Source organism: Desulfovibrio aminophilus DSM 12254, from assembly GCF_000422565.1.
Taxonomy (GTDB): domain Bacteria; phylum Desulfobacterota; class Desulfovibrionia; order Desulfovibrionales; family Desulfovibrionaceae; genus Aminidesulfovibrio; species Aminidesulfovibrio aminophilus.
The window spans coordinates 264013-286877 of sequence record NZ_AUMA01000008.1; the positions used below are offsets into that span (position 1 = coordinate 264013).

At 64.1% G+C, this 22865-nt stretch carries 14 protein-coding genes and 1 riboswitch; of the genes, 13 read left to right on the forward strand and 1 reads right to left on the reverse strand.

The features are described from left to right. The first annotated feature begins 124 nt into the window (after positions 1-124). The 5 genes from H587_RS0106430 (at position 125) to H587_RS0106450 (ending at position 8974) form a co-directional block, all read left to right on the forward strand. Complete coding sequence (locus H587_RS0106430; RefSeq protein WP_027175564.1) at positions 125-505, forward strand: hypothetical protein; 381 nt, start codon at positions 125-127, stop codon at positions 503-505. 85 nt (positions 506-590) lie between these two features. After that, positions 591-1865 carry an adenylosuccinate synthase gene (locus tag H587_RS0106435; RefSeq protein ID WP_027175565.1) on the forward strand — a complete coding sequence of 425 codons (1275 nt, stop codon included), beginning with the start codon at positions 591-593 and terminating at the stop codon, positions 1863-1865. Positions 1866-1875: 10 nt separating this feature from the next. Next, entirely contained in the window at positions 1876-2715 is an 840-nt protein-coding gene (locus H587_RS0106440; protein ID WP_027175566.1) for a DNA polymerase III subunit delta', read from the forward strand. An 80-nt stretch (positions 2716-2795) separates the two neighbouring features. Then, positions 2796-6677, forward strand: a complete 3882-nt coding sequence (locus H587_RS0106445; RefSeq protein ID WP_027175567.1) for a class I adenylate cyclase — start codon at positions 2796-2798, stop codon at positions 6675-6677. 37 nt (positions 6678-6714) lie between these two features. Beyond that, a riboswitch (cyclic di-AMP (ydaO/yuaA leader) is annotated at positions 6715-6846 on the forward strand. 139 nt (positions 6847-6985) lie between these two features. Continuing rightward, on the forward strand, positions 6986-8974 hold the full coding sequence (locus tag H587_RS0106450; protein ID WP_027175568.1) for an APC family permease: 1989 nt from the start codon (positions 6986-6988) through the stop codon (positions 8972-8974). A 14-nt stretch (positions 8975-8988) separates the two neighbouring features. Here H587_RS0106450 and H587_RS0106455 read toward each other — a convergent pair whose 3' ends face one another. After that, positions 8989-10101: a tetratricopeptide repeat protein gene (locus tag H587_RS0106455; protein WP_027175569.1), complete on the reverse strand. Its 1113-nt coding sequence runs from the start codon at positions 10099-10101 to the stop codon at positions 8989-8991. Positions 10102-10535: 434 nt separating this feature from the next. On the opposite strand from H587_RS0106455, the gene H587_RS0106460 reads away from it, so the two are divergent. The 8 genes from H587_RS0106460 to H587_RS17565 all read left to right on the forward strand — a co-directional run bounded on the left by H587_RS0106460 (position 10536) and on the right by H587_RS17565 (position 22777). Next, positions 10536-11540 (forward strand): formamidase, encoded by a 1005-nt coding sequence (locus H587_RS0106460; protein ID WP_027175570.1) that lies wholly within the window; start codon positions 10536-10538, stop codon positions 11538-11540. Between the two features lie 144 nt (positions 11541-11684). After that, positions 11685-12953: an L-lactate MFS transporter gene (locus tag H587_RS0106465; RefSeq protein WP_027175571.1), complete on the forward strand. Its 1269-nt coding sequence runs from the start codon at positions 11685-11687 to the stop codon at positions 12951-12953. A 379-nt stretch (positions 12954-13332) separates the two neighbouring features. Beyond that, entirely contained in the window at positions 13333-13563 is a 231-nt protein-coding gene (locus H587_RS0106470) for an FmdB family zinc ribbon protein (RefSeq protein ID WP_027175572.1), read from the forward strand. Positions 13564-13595: 32 nt separating this feature from the next. Continuing rightward, positions 13596-14606 carry an urea transporter gene (locus H587_RS0106475; protein WP_027175573.1) on the forward strand — a complete coding sequence of 337 codons (1011 nt, stop codon included), beginning with the start codon at positions 13596-13598 and terminating at the stop codon, positions 14604-14606. A gap of 1127 nt (positions 14607-15733) precedes the next feature. After that, the gene (locus tag H587_RS0106480) at positions 15734-18943 is read left to right on the forward strand and encodes an ATP-binding protein (protein WP_027175574.1); all 3210 of its coding nucleotides are present in this window, start codon (positions 15734-15736) and stop codon (positions 18941-18943) included. A gap of 24 nt (positions 18944-18967) precedes the next feature. Then, positions 18968-20443, forward strand: a complete 1476-nt coding sequence (locus H587_RS17560) for a sigma-54-dependent transcriptional regulator (RefSeq protein ID WP_051202496.1) — start codon at positions 18968-18970, stop codon at positions 20441-20443. Between the two features lie 274 nt (positions 20444-20717). Beyond that, positions 20718-21011 (forward strand): hypothetical protein, encoded by a 294-nt coding sequence (locus H587_RS0106490; protein WP_027175575.1) that lies wholly within the window; start codon positions 20718-20720, stop codon positions 21009-21011. Positions 21012-21304: 293 nt separating this feature from the next. After that, complete coding sequence (locus H587_RS17565; RefSeq protein WP_084630465.1) at positions 21305-22777, forward strand: CRISPR-associated endonuclease Cas3''; 1473 nt, start codon at positions 21305-21307, stop codon at positions 22775-22777. The last annotated feature ends 88 nt before the right edge of the window (positions 22778-22865 follow it).

The window sequence follows — 22865 nt, forward strand, 5'->3', positions numbered from 1 at the left end:
CCGCTTCGGCGGGCAAACGGCCCACCCGGCCGGGCCCGGCAGATAGTCGTTGGCGGTCCCTGGTCTTTCTGTTATGAGAGATTCGGCCTTGCGCCGATCATTCAGGCAGGGAGCGACAACGAGCATGTCCGAGAGCTACATCGAGCGGGCGCTTTTGAAGATAGCCCGGCAGATCAACGCCTACGACGAAGCGTCCCTTATGGACCTGTGGGAGAAATACGCCGAGAAGGTCCGCCGCTTCGAGCCCACCAAGCGTTGGGAGGAATCGGCGCTGCTCTTCGGCATCATCCAGGGCATGCGCCTGAAGAACCAGCTCTTCAACTACAACTGGGCCCAGTCGCGCAAGCCCGAGCCCGTCGGGGACATCGACCTCGCCGCGCTCACCGTTCCGAGCAGGACGCCCGTCGGCGACGTCCCGCCTACCGCCGCCAAGGAACCGGGGGAAACCCCGGAGAAATCCTCCCGGACGGGCAAGGTCCTCAAGCTGCAACCCAAGAAGAAATAGGTCGAAAAGGCCACGGAACCGGAACGGGGGAGCCGACTCCCCCTGTCCGCGGGCGGTATCGCGCCCGCCGCGAGGAGCGAAGCCAATGTCGAACATCGTCGTGTTCGGCTCCCAATGGGGAGACGAGGGCAAGGGCAAGATCGTGGACATGCTGGCCGAGAAGGCCGCGGCCATCGTCCGTTTCCAGGGCGGCAACAACGCCGGGCACACCCTGGTGGTGGGCGGCGACAAGTGCATCCTGCACCTCATCCCCTCGGGTATCCTGCACCCCGGCAAGGTCTGCCTCATCGGCAACGGCGTGGTCCTGGACCCGGAAGTCTTCTGTCGTGAGATCGACACCCTGGCGGCCAAGGGCGTGGACGTCACGCCCCGGCGGCTGATGATTTCCAAGAAGACCCACGTGATCATGCCCTATCACCGGCGCATGGACGGCTGCCGCGAGGCGGCCCGCGACGCGGCCGGGAAGATCGGCACCACGGGCCGGGGCATCGGGCCCTGCTACGAGGACAAGGTGGCCCGGGTGGGCGTCCGCGCCGCCGATCTGGCCGACTTCAAGCTGCTCCAGGAGAAGATCGCCCGCGCCCTGGAGGAGAAGAACGTCCTCTTCCGCCACCTCTTCCGTTGCGAGCCCATGGACCCGGCGGCGGTCTTCGAGGAGATCAAGCCTTTCGCCGAGCGCATCCGCGCCTACCTGGGCGACGTCTCCACGGCCATCCAGAAGGTCAAGAAGTCCGGCGGGATGGTTCTTTTCGAGGGAGCCCAGGGAACACACCTGGACATTGACCACGGCACCTATCCCTACGTGACCTCCTCCTCCACGGTCACGGGCAACGCGGCCTCGGGCTCCGGCTGCTCGCCCCGCGAACTCACGCGGATCATCGCCATCGTCAAGGCCTACACCACCCGCGTGGGCGGCGGCCCCTTCCCCTCGGAATTGTCCGACGAGGTGGGCGACTATCTCCAGAGCCAGGGAGGCGAGTTCGGCGCCACCACCGGCCGCAAGCGCCGCTGCGGTTGGTTGGACGCCGTGGTCCTGCGCGAGTCCGTGCGTCTGAACGGCCCCACCGAGCTGGCCATCACCAAGCTCGACGTGCTCTCCGGTCTGTCCGAGCTGAAGATCTGCACCCGTTACCGTTACGGCGGCGAAGAGGTGCTCTACCCGCCCCAGGAACAGAACGCCCTGGCCCACGTGGAGCCGATTTACGAGACCCTGCCGGGCTGGAATGAGGACATCACCAAGGCCCGGGGCTATGACGATTTGCCGGAGAACGCCCGGGCCTATCTGAACCGGGTCGAGCAGCTGCTCGGCGTGCCCGTGGGCCTCGTGTCCGTTGGCCCGGAGCGGGGCCAGACCTTCTAGGAATCTCACGGTGGACGGCGGCTCCCATATCCCGGCTCGCCAGGAACACGTCCGGCGTCGTCTGGACGCCCTGGCGGCCCATCCTCCCCAGAGCCTGGTTCTTGAAGGCGGGGGCGCGGACGAGCGCGAGACGTTGGCCCTCTATTGGGCCAAGCTGCTCAACTGCCCGGGCGGGGCCTGCGGAACCTGCGAGACCTGCCGCCAGATCGACGAGCGGGTCTTCCGCGACCTCATCCTGGTGGACGGCGCTTTCTTCGAGAGCGAGGGAGCGACCCACAAGTCGCATGTGGAGCGGGTCCGTGAACTGCGGCCCACCTGGGGCCAACCGCCGCACGGCGAGGGACGCCGGGTGACGATCTTTCCCGAGTTCCAGGACCGCAACCCCGAGATCGCCAACACCCTGCTGAAGACCCTGGAGGAGCCCCGGCCCGGGAATGTCTTCGTGCTCACCGCGCCGCAGCGCGAACGGCTCCTGCCCACCCTGGTCTCGCGCAGCTTCATCCTGACCTTGGCTTGGCCCGACGATTCCCGCGAAGACGCCGAGGCCTCCCAGTGGGCGGATGCGCTGTACGGAGTCTGGGAGACCGGCCGGGGCTGGTTCGGTCGGACCATGGCCAAAGGCGCGGTGGACCGCGATCTGGCCCGGAGGGTGATCCTGGAAGTCATGCGCGGCCTGCGTCGGACCCTGACCGGTGAGAGCGCGTCGGGGGCCGACCGCTTGGCCCGCCGTTTCGACGCCTCGGGCCTGCGTCGTCTTGGATTGGCCCTGGGAGAAGCCCAGGACGCCCTGGAAGCCCAGGCGAATCCGACCCTGGTGCTGGACTGGCTGGCGACACGCTTCACGACATGACCGCATCCTCCGCGCCTCTGTTCCGCGCCTTTCGCCGGATAATCCTTGACAGTCCCCTCCGTCTCTGGATGAGCTGAAGCATGGGGTTGGATCTGCATTCTTTGCCCGGGGCATTGGAGACCCTGAAGCGGCTGACGTTCCCCGTGCGCTCGGACTGCCTGGACGAACTGACCCGCGTGGCCGCCGTGCTGGCCCCGGCCCTGGAGGACGCCTCCCCGGCGCCGGAGGCGGTGCGCGCGGCGCATACGGTCGCCGATCTTCTCTCCGGCTGCTGCGAAAGCCTTTCGGGCAGCCGACAGGCCGTACTGGCCTCGCTCAAGGGGCTGCTGCTGCTCGGGCGGCCGGGCTGGCTGGCCGCCTCGGCCCAGGTCCAGACTTGGCGCAACCCCGCCGAGATGCTCGGAGGACGGGCCGAGAGCCTGGGGGCGGAAGCGCGTTTCTATCTGCTGCATGAACTCCTGCGTCGCCATTGGACCTTGGAGCGGTCCGTTTCGGCCTGGGCCCGCGCCGTTCTGGAGACCCTCGGTGAAGCGCCGCCACGGGATATTTTGAAGGCCCTCGGCGTACTGGACCGCCTGGGCGACACGCCCGCGTTTCCCCTGCGCGAGACTCTGCTGCGCGGCTCCTTCCGGAACTGGCTGGAGCGCCTGCTGCGCGACCCCCTGGCCGGGGATGAACTGGCCGAGGCGGCGCGGGCCGTGCGCGGACTGGGGCACCCGGACATGAGTCGCCGTTTGGCGCGCCTCGTGGCCACTCATCCGGAGCGGAGCACCGCCGAGGTCATGGAGATTCTTTCGCGGTGTCTGGAGGCGGGCGAGACGGCCCTGTCCCAGGCGGTGCGGGCCGTGCTCAAGGTGGCCCGCAACGGGCGAGTGGCCCACTGCATGGACATTCTCATCGGCATCAACTGGCCCAGGACGGGTCAGGCCCTGGCCTTGTTCTGCCGCAAGGATCCGGGCCTGCGCCGGGCCATGGCCGCTCGGGCCGCCACGCTGCCCGAGGCCGCCTTCGAGAACTTTCTCGAGGCCTTCAAGCCCGAGGTCCGACCTGCGATCCTGGCTGAGACGCTGGCCTTCATCGCCCGGGCGGACACGGATTTCCTGCGCGCCTGCCTGGCCGTGGAAGCCGGGTCGGAAGGGTTGCCCGAGGCCCTGGACCGCTATCTGGAGAGGATGGAGACCCGCCCGGACGCCGTCGCCCGGGCCTCGGCCGCCCAGGCCGCCCGGGAATCCGGCGATCCGGCCGCACCCAGGAAGGGCTTGTTCTCCATGTTCCTGGGCGAGAAACGCCCTGAGCTGGGGGAGACCCTGGTCCACGCCCGCATGCTCAAGGACAAGAATTTCGGCGGCGCGGAACTGACGGGCGCGGTGGTCGAGGAGCGCACCCTGCAGAACGTGGTTCTCACTGGAGCGGCCTTCGACGAGGTTTCCCTGATCAAGTGCCGCCTCCTGGGCGTCGATTTCGCCGGAGCGAGGCTGCGCAAGACCGTTTTCCAGGACTGCCTGCTCTCCGGCGTGCGTTTCGAAGGGGCGGTGCTGGAACAGTGCCGCTTCAGCGGCTGCGTGCTGGAGGGCTGCGATTTCTCCGGGGCCATGTTGGAAGGCGGCGGCCTGGACGGCTGCGACCTGTCCCACTGCCGTTTCGGCGAGGCGTCCCTGGAGGGCTGTGCCTGGAACGAGAGCGAGGGCCGTCACCTCGGTCTGGCCGGAGCCTCGCTCCGGCAGGCGGCCTTCACGGCCACGGACCTGGAGGCCTCGGACTTCTCCCTGGCCGCGCTGGAGTCCTGCCGCTTCGAAGGGGTGCTGTTCACCGACTGCCTGCTGCGCGATACGGCGGTCTTGAACTGCTCCTTCGTGGAATGCCGCACTGTGGACTGCCTCTTCCCGGGCTGTCGGGTGCGCGAGAGCGACGCCCTGGAGCCCGCTCTGCTCCAGGCCCGGGCCGACACCCTGCGGCGGAGGTTGCTGGAGGCCCAGACGATCCGGTTGGAGTTGCCGCCGGAGGAGGGGACAGCGCTGCATGGACCGGCCGTGCGCCGCTGGGTGCGCCAGTGGGCCCTGGGGCGTTTCGAGCGCCGCATGCTCGGGGACAACGCCCGACGCCAGCGTCTGGCGTTGCGGCGCATGACCCCCGGCCAGGCGGAGTTTTTCCGGCTCCTGCCCTGGCTGCTGCATTCCCGCCACTTCGAGACCCGCGACGCCATCGAGAACGTCCCTTCCTGCGTCCTGGCCGGATACCGCCCGGACCTGGAGACCTTGCGGCTGGCTCGCAAGCATTTCGCCGGGGTGACGCCGCCCGAGACCCAGGCCCGGCCCGTACTGCTGGAGGCGGTCTACGCCATGGGCAGCCTGGGGAGCATCGCTCAGACCGACGCCTCGGACATGGACATCTGGGTCTGCTACGACCCGGAGGGCGTGGGCCCGGCCGAGGACGCCCGCCTGCGGCGCAAGCTGGAGGCCGTGGCCGCCTGGGCCCAGGCCGGGTTCGGGGCCGAGGTCCATTTCTTCCTCATGAGCCTGCCCTCCGTGCGGGCCAACGATTTCGGCTTCAGCGACAGCGAAAGCGCGGGAACGGCCCAGGCCCTGTTGCTCAAGGAGGAGTTCTACCGCACGGCCCTGCGGGTGGCGGGCAAGGAGCCGCTCTGGTGGCTGACCCCGCCCGGCGCGGATCGTGAAACATGGGAATCATACGGTCTGGCCGCGTCCCGGTCGCCGCTGCTGGGGCCTGGTCGAGTGGTGGACCTGGGCCGCCTGGACGCGGTGCCGCCGGAGGAGTTCTTCGGGGCGTCCCTCTGGCAGATCGTCAAGGGCCTGCACAGCCCGTACAAGTCGGTGATGAAGCTCGGCCTGCTGGAGAAGTACGCCGGACGGGACGCCTCCGGCGAACTCATGCTCTGCGACCAGATCAAGGACGCCGTGACCCGGCGTTCCCCCGCCTGGCAGGCCGACCCCTACACCGTGCTCTTCCGCAACCTGCGGGATTACTATCGCTCCCTGGACGACCAGGAGGCCGTGGACCTGCTCACCGAGTCCTTCACCCTCAAGGCGGGCATCGGTTCCTTCGACGTCTCCCTGGGCTTCCCTTGCGTGGAGGAGGAGCGGAGCTTCCTGACCTTCCTGAGCGGGAAGGAGGAAATCAGCGAGGAGGCCGTGCGCGGACTGGGCCAGACCTGGAGCTTCGCCCGCTCCATGACCGCCGGGGCCACGCTGAGCCGCTTCCTCATCAAGACCTACGAGCGCATCCAGGAGCGGCTGGAGCAGGGCGGGGAGAGGGCCGGCGCGCGCATCTCTCCCGAGGATCTGACCCGGCTGGGACGGAAGATCCAGGCCAACTTCGCTCCGCGCAAGCACAAGGTCGAGCGGGTGCCGTTCCTGGACTTGAGCGGCCATTTGTTCCCGGAGTTCTATTTCGAGGCCGAAAAGGCCCCCGGACGCCGCACCGTCTGGCTGGCCCGCGGCCAGGAGGCCGGGAGCGGCAAAATCTCCAGCAAGGACATGCAGGTGCTGCGCAAGGACACCGACCCGGCCCTGCTCCTGGCCTGGCTGGTGGTCAACGGCCTCTATTCCCCGTCCACGCACGTGCATGGGGAGCGCAGCATCGCGCCCATGTCCGTTGATGATCTGAAGAAGTCGCTCCAGGCTCTGTACGAGTTCTTCCCCCGTGAAAGCACCTTCGAGGTGGACATGGAGGAGACCCTCCGGCCGGAGCGCGTGACCCGGGCCTTCTTCATCCTCAACCTGGCCGTGCCCCAGGATGCCCAGAAGATCGTCACCGCCTCGGTGGTCTACGCCACCAACTGGGGCGAGGTCTTCTGCCTCACCGTCCGCAATCCCGACCAGAAGATACTGAAGCAGGCCTCGTCCTTCCTGCGCGACGTGCTGCCCCAGCCCCTGCCCCAGCCGCCGGAGATGGGCCTGTACATTCCCCGCAAGTCCCAGTGTCCGCGCATCCGGCTGCTCTGAACCCCGAAAATTGACAGTCCCACGGTGCCGGCGTAAAAAAGCCATATCGCCGAATCCCGCCTGGGGCGGGAGCGGGGGAACCACCCTTTGGGGCGCATCGCCGCAAGGCGTAGGGCACTTCTCGGCCCGAGCCCGTCAGCTAACCTCGCAGGCGTCGAGGAGACTTCCTTCCGAAGGCTGCGGGGGGAGCCTCCCTGCGGTCACGCGCGCGAGGAAAACTTCTCGCCCAGTCTTCTTCGACGGGCGAAACTCCCCTTTCCGACCGCCGCGCACCGCGCGGATTCCCCCAGCCAAGAAGGAGGGACTGCATGTCCCGGTCTTCGCTGACGGCGCGCTTCCGTGCGCTTGTTCTCGGCCGCCCCCTCGATCCCGAGGATCGCGGCCTGTTCCACAAACTGGCCCTGGCCTCGTTTCTGGCCTGGGTCGGCCTGGGCGCCGACCCCCTGTCCTCGTCCTGCTACGGTCCTTCGGAGGCCTTCCTGGCCCTGGGCGGGCATCACGCCCTCTCCCTGTTCGTGGCCCTGGCCACGGTGGTCACGGTCTGCGTCATCAGCGCGAGCTACACCCAGATCATCGACCTCTTCCCCACGGGCGGGGGCGGTTACCTGGTGGCCGGACGCCTGCTTTCGCCCTCCGTGGGAATGGTTTCCGGCTGCGCCCTGCTCATCGACTACGTGTTGACCATCACGCTCTCCATCGCCAGCGGGGCCGACGCGGTGTTCAGCTTCCTGCCTCCATCGTGGCAGGGCGGGAAGCTGGCCTTCGCCCTCGCGGGAGTGATTCTGCTCACCGTGCTCAACCTTCGCGGGGTCAAGGAATCCGTGAGCGTCCTCGTGCCGATCTTCCTGGCCTTCCTGGTCGGGCACGTCTTTCTCATCCTCTATGGTCTGGGCCAGCATCTGGACGGCCTGCCGGAGATCGTGTCCCGGGCAGCGGCCGACGTGGGCGCGACGCAACGGGAGCTGGGGTTCTGGGGCATGATCGCCCTCATCCTGCGGGCCTACGCCATGGGCGCGGGCACCTATACGGGCCTGGAGGCGGTGTCCAACGGCCTGCCGGTGCTGCGCGAGCCCAGGGCCCGCACCGGCAAGCGGACCATGCTCTACATGGCCCTGTCCCTGTCCTTCATGGTGGTGGGCCTGATCCTCAACTACATGCTCCACCGGGTGGAGTTCCAGCCCGGAAAGACCTTGAACGCCGTGCTCTTCGGGGCCATGATCAGTTCCTGGGGCGTGGCCGGGCCGGTGGTCGTCTCGGCGGTGCTGGTGACCGAGGCGGCCATCCTCTTCGTCGCGGCACAGGCCGGATTCCTCGACGGCCCGCGGATCCTGGCCAACATGGCCCTGGACCGCTGGGCCCCGGCCCAGTTCGCGCACCTGAGCGACCGTCTGGTGACCCAGAACGGCATCTTGCTCATGGGCGGCGCGGCCCTGGTGCTCATGGAGATCACCGGGGGCTCGGTGGAAGTGCTTCTCGTGCTCTACAGCATCAATGTTTTCGTTACTTTCATCCTGTCCCAGGCGGGCATGGTCCGACACTGGTGGCAGGCGCGCGGCGAGGAGCCGCACTGGCGCAAGGGGCTGCTGCTCAATGGTCTGGGTTTGGTGCTCACGGGTTTCATCCTGGCCACCATCGTGGCCGTGAAGTTCTTCGAGGGTGGCTGGGCCACCCTGGTGGTCACCGGGGCCCTGGCCGGGGCCGCGTTGCTCATCCGGCGTCACTACCGGCGAGTGGGCGCGCTGGTGCGCAAACTGGACGGGCTCAAGCAGGCGGTGGAGGAGGACATGAGCCGCCTGCCCGACAACCCGGAACCGGGCGATCTCTCCGCGCCGGCCGGCTCCTTCGCGCGCACGGCGGTGGTCCTGGTGAGCGGCTACAACGGCCTGGGGCTGCACAGCCTGCTGGCGATCCACCGACGCTTTCCCGGCGAATTCAGCAATTACGTCTTCCTTTGCGCCGGGGCCGTGGACGCGGGCGTCTATCGCGGAAAACGGGAGATGGAGGAACTGCGGGATCGGCTCTCCGACGAGTTGGGGCAGTACGTTCGGCTCATGCGGCGACGCGGCTATCACGCCGAGAGCGTGCTCGGGGTGGGCACCGACGTGGTGGAGGTGATCGCCGGTCTGGCCGAGGAGGTGGCCGAGCGCTACCCCTGGTCAGTATTCTTCGCGGGACAACTCGTGTTCCCCAGGGAATCGTTCTGGAGCAGGCTGCTGCACAACCAGGTGGTCTTCGGCGTTCAACGCAGGCTTCTGCGCCGGGCGCTGCCTTTCACCGTGCTGCCGGTCACGGTCTGAGCGGGCGGGGTGGGTCAGTCGGCGTCCAACCCGCGCAGACGGGCGGCCGAGGACAGGCCCTTGAAGGCCGCTCCGAGTGGCGCCTGGAAGGGCTTCTTGAAAAGCTCGGTGTAGAGCTTCTTGGCTTCCTCGAAAAATGGATTGAGGTCCAGGGCCCGGGAGATGTTCTCCCGGGCCTCGGCCTCCTGTCCGAGGAGATGCTGAGCCTTGCCGAGGTTGAAGTGAATCTGCTCGTCGTCCGGGGTCATTTCGAGGGCACGGAAATAGGCTTCCACGGCCCCCGCCAAGTCGCCGTCGCGGCGCAGTTTGAGCCCGAGCAGCTTGTAGGGGTTGTGGGCCTCGCGGTTGTGTTTGAGCACCTGGATGAAGGTCAACCTGGCCTCTTCAAAACGGTCCAGCTGGGCCAGAACCTCGGCGGCCTTCTCGATGTTCGTCTTGTAGCGTTCGAAATCTCCCCGGGCCTTGTAGGCCTCGGCCAGCCCCTTGTAGGCCTCGGCGAAGAGTTCATTGTACTTGATGGCCTTCTGAAAGGCGACCACGGCCTTGGCGTATTCCTTCTTCACCAGGAAGGAACAACCCATGTCGTAGTAGAACTGGGCCTCGTTGCCCCCGCTGATGATCTCCTCGTAGTGCTCGGCGGCGGCCTTGTGGTCGCCCTGTTCGGCCAGGGCCCGGGCCTTTTCCATCCGTACACGCTGCTCTTCCGGGTAGTCGGCCATGCGTTTGGCCGCCACGAGATAGCGCTCCAGGGTCTTGGGAGCGTATGGCCGGATCACGTATCCCGAGCAGCCCTGGCCGATGGCGTCCAGGACGTATTCCCGGCTGTTCATGAGCGAGACCATGATTACCGGCAGGCTGCGCCGCTTCAGTTCCCCGCGGATTTTTCCCAAAAAATCCAGGCCGGTCATGTCGGCAAGTCCCGAGTCGCAGAGAACGAGATCGACCCCGTGACGCTCGATTTGGTCCAGGGCTGCCTGACCCTTCTCGAACACCTGGATCACGCTTGGTGCGAACAGCCGCAGGATCCTCTTGTCGATTTTTGCGTGGATTTTGTTGCCGCTGAGCACCGCGACCCGATCGAAGGCCTGGAAGGCCGTTCTGCCGCTGCCGCTGGACTGTTCGTTCATCCTGGCGGCATTACTCGCTCTTTGCATCAGGCGTCAACAGGGGCGGCGGTTTTGGATCGTCGCGATCCCGGACCCCGTCACCGCGCGTAAATCGCCTCCCTCCGCTCCGACACGCTCCCGCCTTTGGGCCGGGAGCGTTTTTTTTCGCCCGCGCCCCTCCGCCAACTGACCTCGGACTCCGGGAGGCCACAATGCCGCTTGTGCGCCTTTCCGATTCGCGCGCCGCTTCGCTCCCGTGTTCCGGCCGCTCCCCACCCACAACGCCCATTGTGCCACGAGCTTTGCGGTCTAGAAAAATAATATAACTATATCAACATATTAAGAGTGAAAAATGCTTGGCACGCTTGTGGCTATTCCCGATCAAACACTGACTGGCCAGTCATGACGGTAGGCAAGAAGCATCACTGAACGACACAACCACCAGGAGAATCACAATGGGTAGCATCGGAAGTATCAGCAGACCGACTGAAGGCATGTTGATGGGCCTGGTTCAGTATCCCGTTCCGGTCATCAACTCCCGCAAGGAGATCGAGGCCAGCATCGACCGCATCTGCGCCGCCACCGCCGCCACCAAGGCCGGCTATCCGGGCATGGATCTCATCGTGTGGCCGGAATACAGCAGCCAGGGCCTGAACACCAAGAAGTGGGTCACCGACGAGTTCCTGCTCGACGTGGAAGGCCCCCTGTTCCAGCGCTACGCCCAGACCTGTAAGGAGAACGACGTCTGGGGCGTGTTCTCCATCATGGAGCGCAACCCGAACAAGAACCAGATGCCGTACAACACCGCGGTCATCTTCAACAACAAGGGCGAGCTCGCCCTGAAGTACCGCAAGCTGAACCCCTGGGTTCCGATCGAGCCCTGGATGCCCGGCGACCTCGGCCAGCCCGTGTGCGAAGGCCCCGGCGGCAGCAAGCTCTCGATCTGCATCTGCCACGACGGCATGTTCCCGGAGCAGGCCCGCGAAGCCGCCTACAACGGCTGCAACGTGTACATCCGCATCTCCGGCTACAGCACCCAGGTCAACGAGCAGTGGATCCTGACCAACCGTTCCAACGCTTGGCACAACCTGATGTACACCGCCGCGGTCAACCTGGCCGGTTACGACGGCGTCTTCTACTACTTCGGCGAAGGCCAGATCTGCAACTTCGACGGCACGACCCTGGTTCAGGGACATCGCAACCCCTGGGAGATCGTGACCGGCGAAGTGTTCCCCAAGATGGCCGACCAGGCCCGCACGGACTGGGGTCTGGAGAACAACATCTACAACGTCGGCACTCGCGGCTACGTGGCGCAGCCCGGCGGCGTGAAGGAATGCCCCTACAACTGGGTCAAGGACTTCGCCAAGGGCAAGTACCATCTGCCTTGGGAAGACAAGATCAAGATCAAGGACGGCACGATCTACGGCTACCCCACCACCGGCGGTCGCTTCGGCCTGTAATCGTCCAGGCCCCGCAAAGTGTCTTGTCGAGGCGGCCGGAAACGGCCGCCTTTTCACTCCCAGCAGCATCAGCGGCCCGGGGCTCCGGCCGAGACCGACGGCGGAGCCGGAGCCCCCAAGGGCGGCCGCACAGGAGAGAACGGAATGGAAAAGGTAAAAAATCGCTGGCTCATAGCCGCATCGGCCGTGGGCATCCACATATCCATCGGCTCGGTCTACGCCTACAGCGTGATGACCCTGCCGCTCAAGGAACTCCACGGCTGGCAGAAGAGCGACATCACCATGGCCTTCAGTCTGGCCATTCTCTTTCTTGGCTTCTCGGCCGCCTTTCTCGGCCGGTCCGTGGAGAAGATGGGGCCGCGCAAATCCGGCCGCCTCGCGGCCATCTTCTATTCCTGCGGCATCATGGGGTCGGGCCTGGCGGTCAAGATCGGCTCACTGCCCCTGTTTCTGCTTTGCTACGGAGTGATCGGCGGCATCGGGCTCGGCGTGGGCTACATCACCCCCGTCTCGACGCTGGTGAAGTGGTTCCCGGACCGCCGTGGCTTGGCCACCGGCATGGCCATCATGGGCTTCGGCTTCGCGGCCATGATCTTCGGCCCCATCATGGCCAAGCTGTTCCTGGTCATGGACATCTGGAAGGTCTACTTCCTGCTGGGCGCCATCTACTTCTGTCTCATCTTCGGCTCCTCGCTGTATATCGCCCCGCCGCCCGCCGGCTGGCTGCCTCCCGGCTATTCCGCCGCGGCTTCCGAGTCGGGCCGCAAGGTCATCAAGAAGGATCTGGCCCAGCTCACCGTGGCCGAGGCGTTGCGCACCCGGCGCTTCTACTGCATGTGGGTCATGCTCTTTATCAACATCACCTGCGGCATCGCCCTGATCTCCGTGGCCTCGCCCATGGCGCAGGAAGTGGTCGGGCTTTCGCCCATGCAGGCGGCCGCGATGGTCGGGCTCATGGGCCTGTTCAACGGCGGCGGCCGGATCGGCTGGGCCAGCTTCTCCGACTACCTGGGACGGGCGCGCACCTACATGGCGTTCTTCATCATCCAGGTGTTCGCCTTCCTGGCTCTGACCAAGACCACCAATCCGCTGTTCTTCCAGTGCCTCATCTTCATCATCCTGACCTGCTACGGCGGCGGTTTCTCGACCCTTCCGGCCTTCCTGGGCGACATGTTCGGCACCAAGCAGCTCGGCACCATCCACGGCTACGAGCTGACGGCCTGGGGTCTGGCCGGCATGGTCGGCCCGTCCATCGTGACCCACGTCCTGGAGGCCACCGGCAGCTACAGCGCCACCCTGTACATCTTCGCCGGATTCCTGACCTTCGCTTTGGCGGTGACCTTCTTCCTGGCCCACGACCTGCGGCTCAAGCGGCGGTTCTACGCCCAGCAGGCGGCCCAGGAAGCTTCCTGAAACGCATCCAGCGGCCGCACGGCGAAGCAACCCGAACAGGCTGTCCCATGAAACCGCGCGACCTCAACGAACGGTTCAGCCATATCCGGCTGGACCGTTCCCCTTCCCCCCAGGCCCGGCCGGTTCCCGGCCGGAGCCCGGATCGGAAGCCCGGAACTCCCACCAGAATTCCGGTGGCGGGCGTGGATTATCGGAACGGCTCAGGCCGCTCCCGGGCGGGTCGTCCGGGTGTTGCGACGACAAGCGTGTTTGTTGGACTTGCCCTGGGAGTCCGCGCACATTTACAAAAAAATATGCATTAATAGAGATGGTTGCAGAAGTTCTGCCGATGGCACGTTTGTGGCTACAGCCCAAGGCAACGAACCCAAGGAGCACCACGATGCCGATCTATGAATTCCATTGCAGAAGCTGCCGCACGGACTTCGAGGTCTTCGCCCACAAGAGCGAATCCGGAGGCCGTTGCCCGTATTGCGACTCGTGCGAGACGACGCGCATCATTTCGCTCACGCACTATCGCAACGCGGATCATTGGGAAAAGGACATGCTCAAGGGCCTGGCGAAGTCCAAGGAGAGGGACAAGCTCAAGGCCGAACTGAAGGCGCCCGCCTGATTTACGGGAACCACAACCTCGGGGGAAACGTCATGAGCTACGAATCGCTGTTGAAAAATCCGTTTTTCGAGTTTCTTGACTCGGTCTGTCGCGGCTGCGGGCAGGTCATGTTTCAGAACAACGCCATCACGGGCCTGCTGTTCTTCGCCGGGATATTCTACAACTCCGTAACCTTCGGCGTCTGCGCGGTGCTCGGCACCATGGCCGCCACGCTGACGGCCCAACTGCTCGGCGCGGACAAACAACTCGTTCGGGCCGGTCTCTTCGGCTTCAATGGCACCCTGGCGGGTATCGCCCTGCCGTTTTATTTCGCCTTCGAACCGTCCATGCTGCTTTACGTGATCCTGAACGGCGCGTTCTCGACCGTCATCATGGCCGCGCTTTTGAATCTCCTGGGCAAGTGGGGCGTCCCGGCCCTTACCGCGCCCTTCGTCCTGGCCACTTGGCTGCTCATGTTCTGCGTCTACAAGTTCGCCCTGTTCCAGCCCGGGACGCTCATCCTCCCGTCCCTGCCGGTTCCGGGCGCGCCTATGGACATGGGCGCGGTGGCCGGGGCGACCTTCCAGGACGGCGTCGCCAAGGGCCTTGGGGAGGTCATGTTCCAGGACAACGTGGTCACGGGCATCATCTTCGCGATAGCCATCCTGGTGAACTCGCGGCTCTCGGCCCTGTTCGCCGTCATCGGCTCGCTGGTGGGGTTGCTCACGGCCCTGGTCATGCAATCGCCCGAGGCCCCGGTGCGTCTCGGCCTGTATGGTTTCAACTCCGTGCTCTGCGGCATCGCCATGGGCGGCGTCTTCTTCTACCTTAATTGGAAGACGTTCCTCTACGCCCTGGGCTGCATGGTTCTCGGCTCCATCGCCACGGCCTCGTTCGGTGTGCTCCTCGCGCCCATCGGCATGCCCGCCCTGACCTGGCCGTTCATCGTGGTCACTTGGCTCTTTCTCTTCGCCGGAGCGCTCTTCCGGAATACCGCCCCGGTACCCGCCGGCAAAGCCGGAACCCCAGAGGAGAACCTCCGCATGCTGCGCGATCCGGCGTGAGAGAGCGGCACCCTCCGCATCACACGCCAGCAGGTTTACCTTCCAAATGGGCGGAAAGACGGATTGGCGTGCCGTCTTTCCGCTCTCGCCGCGCCTACCCATGAACGGTCACAACGGAAGTTGTCGAAGCGTCCGGAGGCGTCGCGGCGTCGGATAAGGGGGAGGGAGGCCAAATCGCAGTTTGGCCACAATTTTATTTGTGCCACATGTCTTGCCCCGCAGGTGATATTTTACTTTTTTATGCCATTATTTCAATTCATTGTGACAATGACGTCTTTTGGCACCCAATTCGCTCTCTGCCGAGGGGGCCTGATTCTCGTCAGGGATCGGGAAGGGTGAAATCATCAAGGAGGAGAGCGCAATGTCTCGGACATATTTCGCCTATTGCCCCAACCCGGAATGCGGATACCGGCGCGGCCCCGACGGGAGCCGGGTCCGGGATTCCTTCGTGCAGGGCCTGGAAGCTCAACCTGTTGTCGGCTTGTCCTGCCCGCACTGCCAGACTTCCATGCGAACGGACTGCCCGCATTGCGGCGAACCATTTCCGGACGTGCCCAGGCGTTTTTGCCCGGCATGCGGCGGCGACCTGACCGCAGCTCTGCCCGACGCTCCGTGCCGCATCTGCGGGCGTCCCTGCCGCCGATCCGTCGCGCTTCATGCCGCGGGCGGCGATGAGGTTTCCGTGTGTTCGGACCATTGCCTGCGCGTTCTCATCCAGCGTTACGTCAGGATATGCGACCACTGCGGCCGCCGGTTTCTGGTCGAACTCCAGCCGGGAGCCGAACCCTCGACGCAAGCGGCGCCGCATCCCGGGGAGTCATTGAGGGAGTTTTGCTCCCCACAGTGCAGGGCGGAGCACCTGCTGTTCAGTGAAGGATGATTTTTGAGCCCGAGCTGCAGGCGGGGGGAAGTGAATGCTTAATTACATTTACAGATGAGAAAAGAAAGATTTTTGTCTGTAATTGCGCTTGATGTTAAATTATATATCTGTACAAAATTGCATCACGAATGTACCAATGCAGTGAATAATACGGTCGTCAGGATGAGTTTGATTATATTTTACGCCCAATAGACTGATAAATAGGTGTTGTATGAAGGAAAGGTATCTGCTTTCCGGATCAGGAGCGATGAACCTTTCAATAAAGGTATTGAAGAGGCGTCGTACCTATAACGCCTTCGTCAGCAATGAGACCCTTGAAGACTACTCCCTGCGCAGGGCGGCCAAGTCTTTTCGCCGCTGGCCGTGCTGGCTGCTGGCCAATACGGCTCTCGGCGGCATCACCTTCCTGGCCTTGGAGGCCATCGGCGCGCTGCTCATCCTCGATTACGGGTTCATCAACTCCACCTTGGCGATTCTCTGTCTCTCGCTGATCATCATCATTACCGGCCTGCCCATCTCCTATTACGCCTCGCGTTATAACGTGGACGTGGATCTGCTCACGCGGGGAGCCGGCTTCGGCTACTTCGGCTCCACCGTGACCTCGCTCGTCTACGCCTCTTATACGATCATCTTCTTCGCCATCGAGGCGGCCATCATGGCCAAGGCCCTCCAGGTGGCCGTCGGCATCCCGCTCGCCATCGGCTATCTGGTCAGTTCCGTGGTCATCATCCCCCTGGTCTTCTACGGCATCACCTTCATCAACAAGCTGCAGCTCTACACCCAACCGTTCTGGATCATTCTTTCCGTATCGCTGTTCGCTTATATCCTCCATACCGATCCCACGGCCCTGGAATCCTGGACCTCCTTCGCCGGTCTCGGCGGCGCGGCGGAGGCGTTCAATCCGCTGCTTTTCGGCGGGGCGTTGTCCCTGGCCTTTTCACTCGTGCCGCAGATCGGGGAGCAGGTGGACTATCTCCGTTTCCTGCCGGACAAGACCCGCGAGAACCGCGTGGCCTGGTGGGTGTCCATGGCGGCCGCAGGACCAGGCTGGATCATTATCGGGGCGATCAAGCTGCTGTGCGGCTCCTTTCTGGCGGTGCTCTTCATGCGCAAGGCCGGGGCGACGATGGGCGACGCGCTGGAGCCTTTCAACCTCTACCTCAACGCCTTTGAAGCCATGTTCGGGCCGGGGGGGCTGACCCTGGCGGTCAGCACGCTCTTCGTCGTCATCTGCCAGGTGAAGATCAACGTGACCAACGCCTATGCCGGTTCCCTGGCCTGGTCCAACTTCTTCTCGCGGATTTCCCACAGTCACCCGGGCCGGGTGGTCTGGCTCATCTTCAACGTGACCATTTCGGTGCTGCTCATGCAGTTCGGGGTGTTCTACATCCTGCATTCCGTGCTCATGGTCTACGCCATTTTCGCGGTGGCCTGGGTCGGGGCGATCTTCACCGACCTGGCCATCCTGAAACCCCTGGGGATCAGTCCGGCGCACATCGAGTACAAGCGGGCCAACCTCTACAACGTCAACCCCGTGGGCTTCGGCGCCATGCTCATCGCCGCGGGCGCGGCCATTCTCTGCCACCTGGGCCTTTTCGGGGCCTATCCCAAGGCCTTCGCCCCGCTCATCGGCCTGGGGGTGTCCATTCCGGCCACGGTGCTCCTCGCCCTGATCACGGGCGGGAAATATTATCTGGCCCGCAAGGTCTCCCCGTCGCAGGGGGAGAATCTCGTGGCCTGCACCATCTGCAACAAGCTTTACGAGGCCAGGGACACGGTCTGTTGTCCGGCCTACGACGAGCAGGTCTGCTCGCTTTGCTGCTCCCTGGACAGCATCTGCAAAGGCTTCTGCAAGGTTTCCGTCAACGGAAAGACTTGGCGCGACCGCGTGTTCAACTTCGCCTTCGAAACCTCCCTCTCGCGCCACTTCAGCCGCAGGGTGAGGATATTCTGCATCCATTTCTTCAACATCCTCTGCGCCCTGGCGCTCATCTTCGCCCTTTGCTACGCCTATTTCGCCACCAGCACGGACTACGACCGAAAGCTTTTGTCGGACATCTTCGTCACCCTGTTCCTCTTTTCCATGCTCATCACCGGCATCTGGATCTGGTGGTTCTCGCTCATCCAGGAGACCAGCCTGTTGGCCGAGGATGAACTGGACCGGCATGTCCACGAACTGGAGGTGGAGGTCAAGCGGAGAGAAGCCGTGAGCGCGGCCCTGGAGGAGACTGGCAACCAGCAACGGCTCATCCTTGAGAACGCCTCCATCGGCATCGCCTATGCCAAGGATGACCAACTCGTCTGGAGCAACAACCGATTCACATGGCTCTGTGGGGTAGGGAAGCGTTCGCCGGGAGGAGCCATCCAGCTCGACTCGTTCCTGCGCCGCGCGGGCATCCGGCCGGGGATCATGGACGAGGTGCAGCAGGCCCTGTCGGATGGAGGCCGCTTTTGCGTGGAATTGCCCGTCACCATCTCGCCCGCCCGGCGCCATTGGTGCGTCCTGTCCATCAGTGCGGTCAATCCGGACTGCGTACGGCACGGCAGCATCTGGCTCCTGGACGACATCAGCGAACGCAAGCTGGCCGAAGAGCGGCTCCTGCGCAGCGAGGAACGGCTCAAGGAACTCAACGAGAGCCTCGAAGCCCAGGTGCGCTCCCGCACCGAAGAGCTGAAACGGAGCTTCGAGTCCGTGCGCCAGGCGGACAAGATGGCCTCGCTGGGCATTCTCGTCTCCGGCGTTGCCCACGAGATCAACAACCCGGCCAGCTTCATCCGCCTGAACATCGGCATGCTCGAGGAGGTCTGGAACGGCCTGCTGTCGATGCTGGACAAGAAGAACGCGGAAAGCGACCTGTGGATCGCCGGGATGCCCTTCGACTACGCCAGGTCGAGCATTCCGAAGCTTCTGCGTGGCATCCACCAGGGTGCGGAACGGGTCTCCACGATCATTCGCAACCTGAAGGACTATGCCCGCCAGAGTCCCCTGGACATGGGCGGCACAGTGGACATCAATTTGGCTCTGACCTCGTCGCTGGAGCTGCTGGCCAATCCCCTGCGCAAGGCGACCAACAGGCTCGAGGTCGAGATGACCCCGAATCTGCCCAGCTTCCGCGGCGATCTGCGGCGCGTCGAGCAGGTTCTGGTCAACCTCATTCAGAACGCCTACCAGGCATTGACCCGCAGGAGCCAGGCCATCAGAATCCGCACCGGCCAGAACGACGGGCATGTCTGCTTCGAGATAGAGGACGAGGGGCACGGCATCCGCGCCGAATACCTCAAGAACGTCTGCGATCCGTTCTTTACGACCAAGCGCGATCAGGGCGGCACGGGACTCGGTTTGTCGGTTTCAGCGGGGATCATTGAAGAGCACCGGGGGATCATGGAGATATCCTCCGAGCCCGGGGAGGGCACCCGCGTCAAGCTCCTGTTCCCCGTGCCCGATGCCCGCGCCTGATCCGACAGCCGAGAGGAGTCAGCCATGGACCGACACACGTTTCCCGCGCGCCCCATTCTGGTGGTGGATGACGAGCGAGCCGCCCTGGACGGGTTCGAGATCACACTCGTCTCGTCCGGCTACACCAACATCGTGACTCTGGATGACAGTCGCAAGGTGTTGCCTTTTTTGGCGAAAAACAATGTCGAGCTTATTCTTTTGGACCTCATCATGCCGCACCTGAGCGGCTCCGAACTGCTGTTGGAGATCCGGCGCATCTGCCCTGATGTGCCGGTGCTCATCATCACCGCGGTGAACGATGTGGACTCCGTTGTCGAGTGCATCCGCAACGGGGCGCAGGACTATATCATCAAGCCCGTGGACAAGGACCATCTGAGGAACCGGGTGCGCAAGGCCCTGGAGGTGCGCGAACTGGAGCAGGAGAACGCCCTGCTGCGGGAGTCCCTGTTGGATGAAGCCCTGCTGCACCCGGAGGCCTTCGCCGAGATCGTCACCCAGGATCCGAAGATGTGCGCGATCTTCAAATACTGCGAGGCCGTGGCCCCGAGCACGCGGCCCATCCTGATCACCGGGGAGACCGGCACGGGAAAAGAGCTTATCGCCCGCTCCATCCATGATCTCAGCGGGCGCAAGGGCGAGTTCGTGGCCGTGAACATCGCGGCCTTCGACGACCCGATGTTCGCGGACACCTTGTTCGGCCATGTGCGGGGCGCATTCACCGGCGCGGAAAGCGCCCGGCCTGGGTTGGTGGAGAAGGCCGCCGGAGGCACGCTTTTCCTGGACGAGATCGGCGATCTGCCCCTGCCGTCGCAGGTCAAGCTTCTGCGCCTGCTGCAGGAGCAGGAATACTTCCCCGTGGGGTCGGACTCGCTGAAGAAGGCCAACGTGCGCATCGTGGCCTCGACCCTCAAGAACATCGGCGACCTCCGGCGCAAGGGGCAGTTCCGCGAAGATCTCTACTACCGGCTCATCACGCACCAGGTCCACATTCCGCCGTTGCGGGAGCGGCCCAACGACATACCGAGGCTCTTGGACCACTTTCTGGATCAGGACGCCCGGGAACTTCGGCGCAAACGTCCGTCCTACCATCCCGAATTGGTCAATCTGCTGCGGTCTTATGCTTTCCCCGGGAATGTCCGCGAACTGCGGGCCATGGTCGGGGACGCGCTGATGAACCACACCTCGCGGATGCTCTCGTCGGAGACCTTCAAACGTTACATCTTTCAGGAAGGGGAGCCGGAGACTCGTGGGGCGGAGGGACGCTCCGCCAATCCGCTCGACAACCTGGATTTCTCCGCGGACAACATGCCCCGACTCAAGGTCGCCACCCAGAAGGTCGCGCAGATACTCATCAGTCAGGCCATGCGCATCTCCTGCGGCAACCAGACCGTGGCCGCGCGCATTCTCGGCATCTCCCAGCAAGCCCTGAGCGCCAAGCTGAAGAAGGTGTCTCTCTGCGAATCGGATTCCGAGGACGATCTCGACGCTCCGGCGCGCTGAGTGCGGCGGAAGAGGGGAGGGGCGGACGTCGCTCCAGTCGGACAACAACGAAAAAGGGCTTGGAGAGATTTTCTCCAAGCCCTTCATCTTTCTGGTAGCGGGGGCAACTCCAGCGATGTGCATGGCCGATATCGTTTAGTAAATAGAGAGATGAGGAGGTCGTCATGTCGATGCTGCATCTTAAGGAGCTTGAAAGTCTGACCCTGGACAGGCTGGTCCGGGCCCATCGTGACGTGCTGAGTTTCGCCGTGGCCTCGGCCACGCAGATTCAGCCTTGCCCTGGAAACGCCAGGAGACCGGCATCCTGCTCAAGGGCGTGGTGCAACCGGCTTGGCCGTTCCTGATCCGGTTCAAAGAGATCGAGATCGTCCGCATCATGGGCTGGGCCGAAGGAGGAGGGAACTTCATCACTTCCCAGGTGAAGGAGGTGGACTACGCACGCGGTCTCGTCTTCACCCGTTCCGGCTCTCTCTACAGCGCTGAATGGGCCGAAAACGAGCCGGACATCTCGACCGTCATGGCATTCGCGGCCTTCTTCTGGATTCAATCTCCAGAACTCGCAGCCTAGTGCGACGTGCCAAAGGCGTTTTTCTGAGTATAGTTTGTTAGCTCAGATAGCTCGAAGCCTCTCTAGCTTTGCAATATTTATGGCGTCCCAGAATGGCGGTAAATACCGACGTCGCCCGCAGCCCGGACAAAGGTTCCAATAGGGGAGGCGTGAGGAATAGCTGGGGTATCCTGCTGCGTTGGGAAGTTATTTTGAATATTTCAGTGCATTCTCTGTTTTCTTTTGTCCGTGCAGTGCGTAGAGGAAAACCAGTTTCTCAATAGAGCTTCGTTTTTCGAGCCAACGGGGGGGACATGAAAAACGGCTTTGAAGCTCGTCCGGGGCAGTGGCTTAAGGTGCATCTGCGGGAGGTGTCCGAGCAGGCCGGGGACTTCGCGGCGGTGTTCGGTGCCGAGGCCTGGGGACGGGCGGCTGGGCTTTTGCACGACATCGGCAAGTATTCGCGCGAGTTCCAGGACCAGTTGGAGCGGGACGGGCACGGCCTGGACCACTCCACGGCCGGAGCCAAGGAGGCTGCGCGGGCCTATCGTGCCGGACGACTGCTGGCCTACGTGATTGCCGGACACCATGGTCGGGGACTGGCCAACTGGATTAACCCGGGAAGCCTTGAAGAGCGTTTGGCCAAGTCTGGTCTGCCGGACTACTCGGCCTATAAGGGGGAGATCGCTTTGCCGCCCGAGCCGGATTTCCCTCGCTTGACGGCTTTGGACAAACGGCTTTTGGGCTTCAGTTGCGCCTTCTTTGCCCGCATGATTTTTTCCTGCCTGGTGGATGCGGACCGCCTGAACTCCGAGGCCCATGCCGATCCCGGGAAGGCCGCCCTCCGCGACGGGAGGCCCGGGCTCGGGGCATTGAAAGAGCGCCTGGACGCCCATCTGGAGCGGCTTCAGGCCGAAGCCGAGGATACGCGGATCAATCGTCTGCGCCGGAGCATCCTGGCGCAATGCCGCGCGGCCGCCGCCCTGCCGCCCGGGCTGTTCAGCCTGACCGTGCCTACGGGCGGCGGCAAGACCCTCGCGTCCCTGGCCTTCGCCCTGGACCACGCCGCGGCCCACGCTGCGGCCCACGGCCTGCGCCGGGTCATCTACGCCATTCCCTACACGAGCATCATCGAGCAGAACGCCGAGGTCTTCCGCGAGATTCTGGGGCGGGACGCGGTTCTCGAACACCACTCCAGCGTGGAACTGTCCAGCGAGGGCGGGGCAGGGCAGGACACGGCCCTGGCCGCCTCCCTGGCCATGGAGAACTGGGACGTGCCGCTGGTTGTGACCACCAATGTCCAGTTTCTGGAATTCCTGTTCGCCTGCAAGGCCTCGCGCTGTCGCAAACTGCACAACGTGGCCAAGAGCGTTATCATCCTGGACGAGGCCCAGATGCTACCCAGGGAACTGCTCAAGCCCACCCTGGCGGCGCTCAAGGAGCTGACCGTGAACTACGGCTGCAGCGTGGTGCTCTGCACGGCCACCCAGCCCGCAGTGGCGGAACATTTCCCCGGCGGCGCGGACATCCGAGAGATCATGCGCGACCCCGGTCCGACGGAACTCTACGAGGCGTTCCGGCGGGTGCGGGTGGAACTGGCCGGGGAGATGGACGCCGCCGCCCTGGCCGAGGTCATGGGCGGACAGGAGCAGTGCCTGTGCGTGGTCAACAGGCGCGAGCACGCCCGGCTGCTGTTCGAGCGCATCCGCCACTTGCCCGGCGCGAATGGATCAGATTTCAAAGGATTATTGGTTGCATTCCATTCTGGACGGTTTCACTTTGTGTGAAGTACATAGCGTCTTGTTTTTGTCTGGTAGATGGCCTTCCTGGCCTGATGGCTAGGGATCACCACTCTGTTTCATTCAGTTTGAGGTG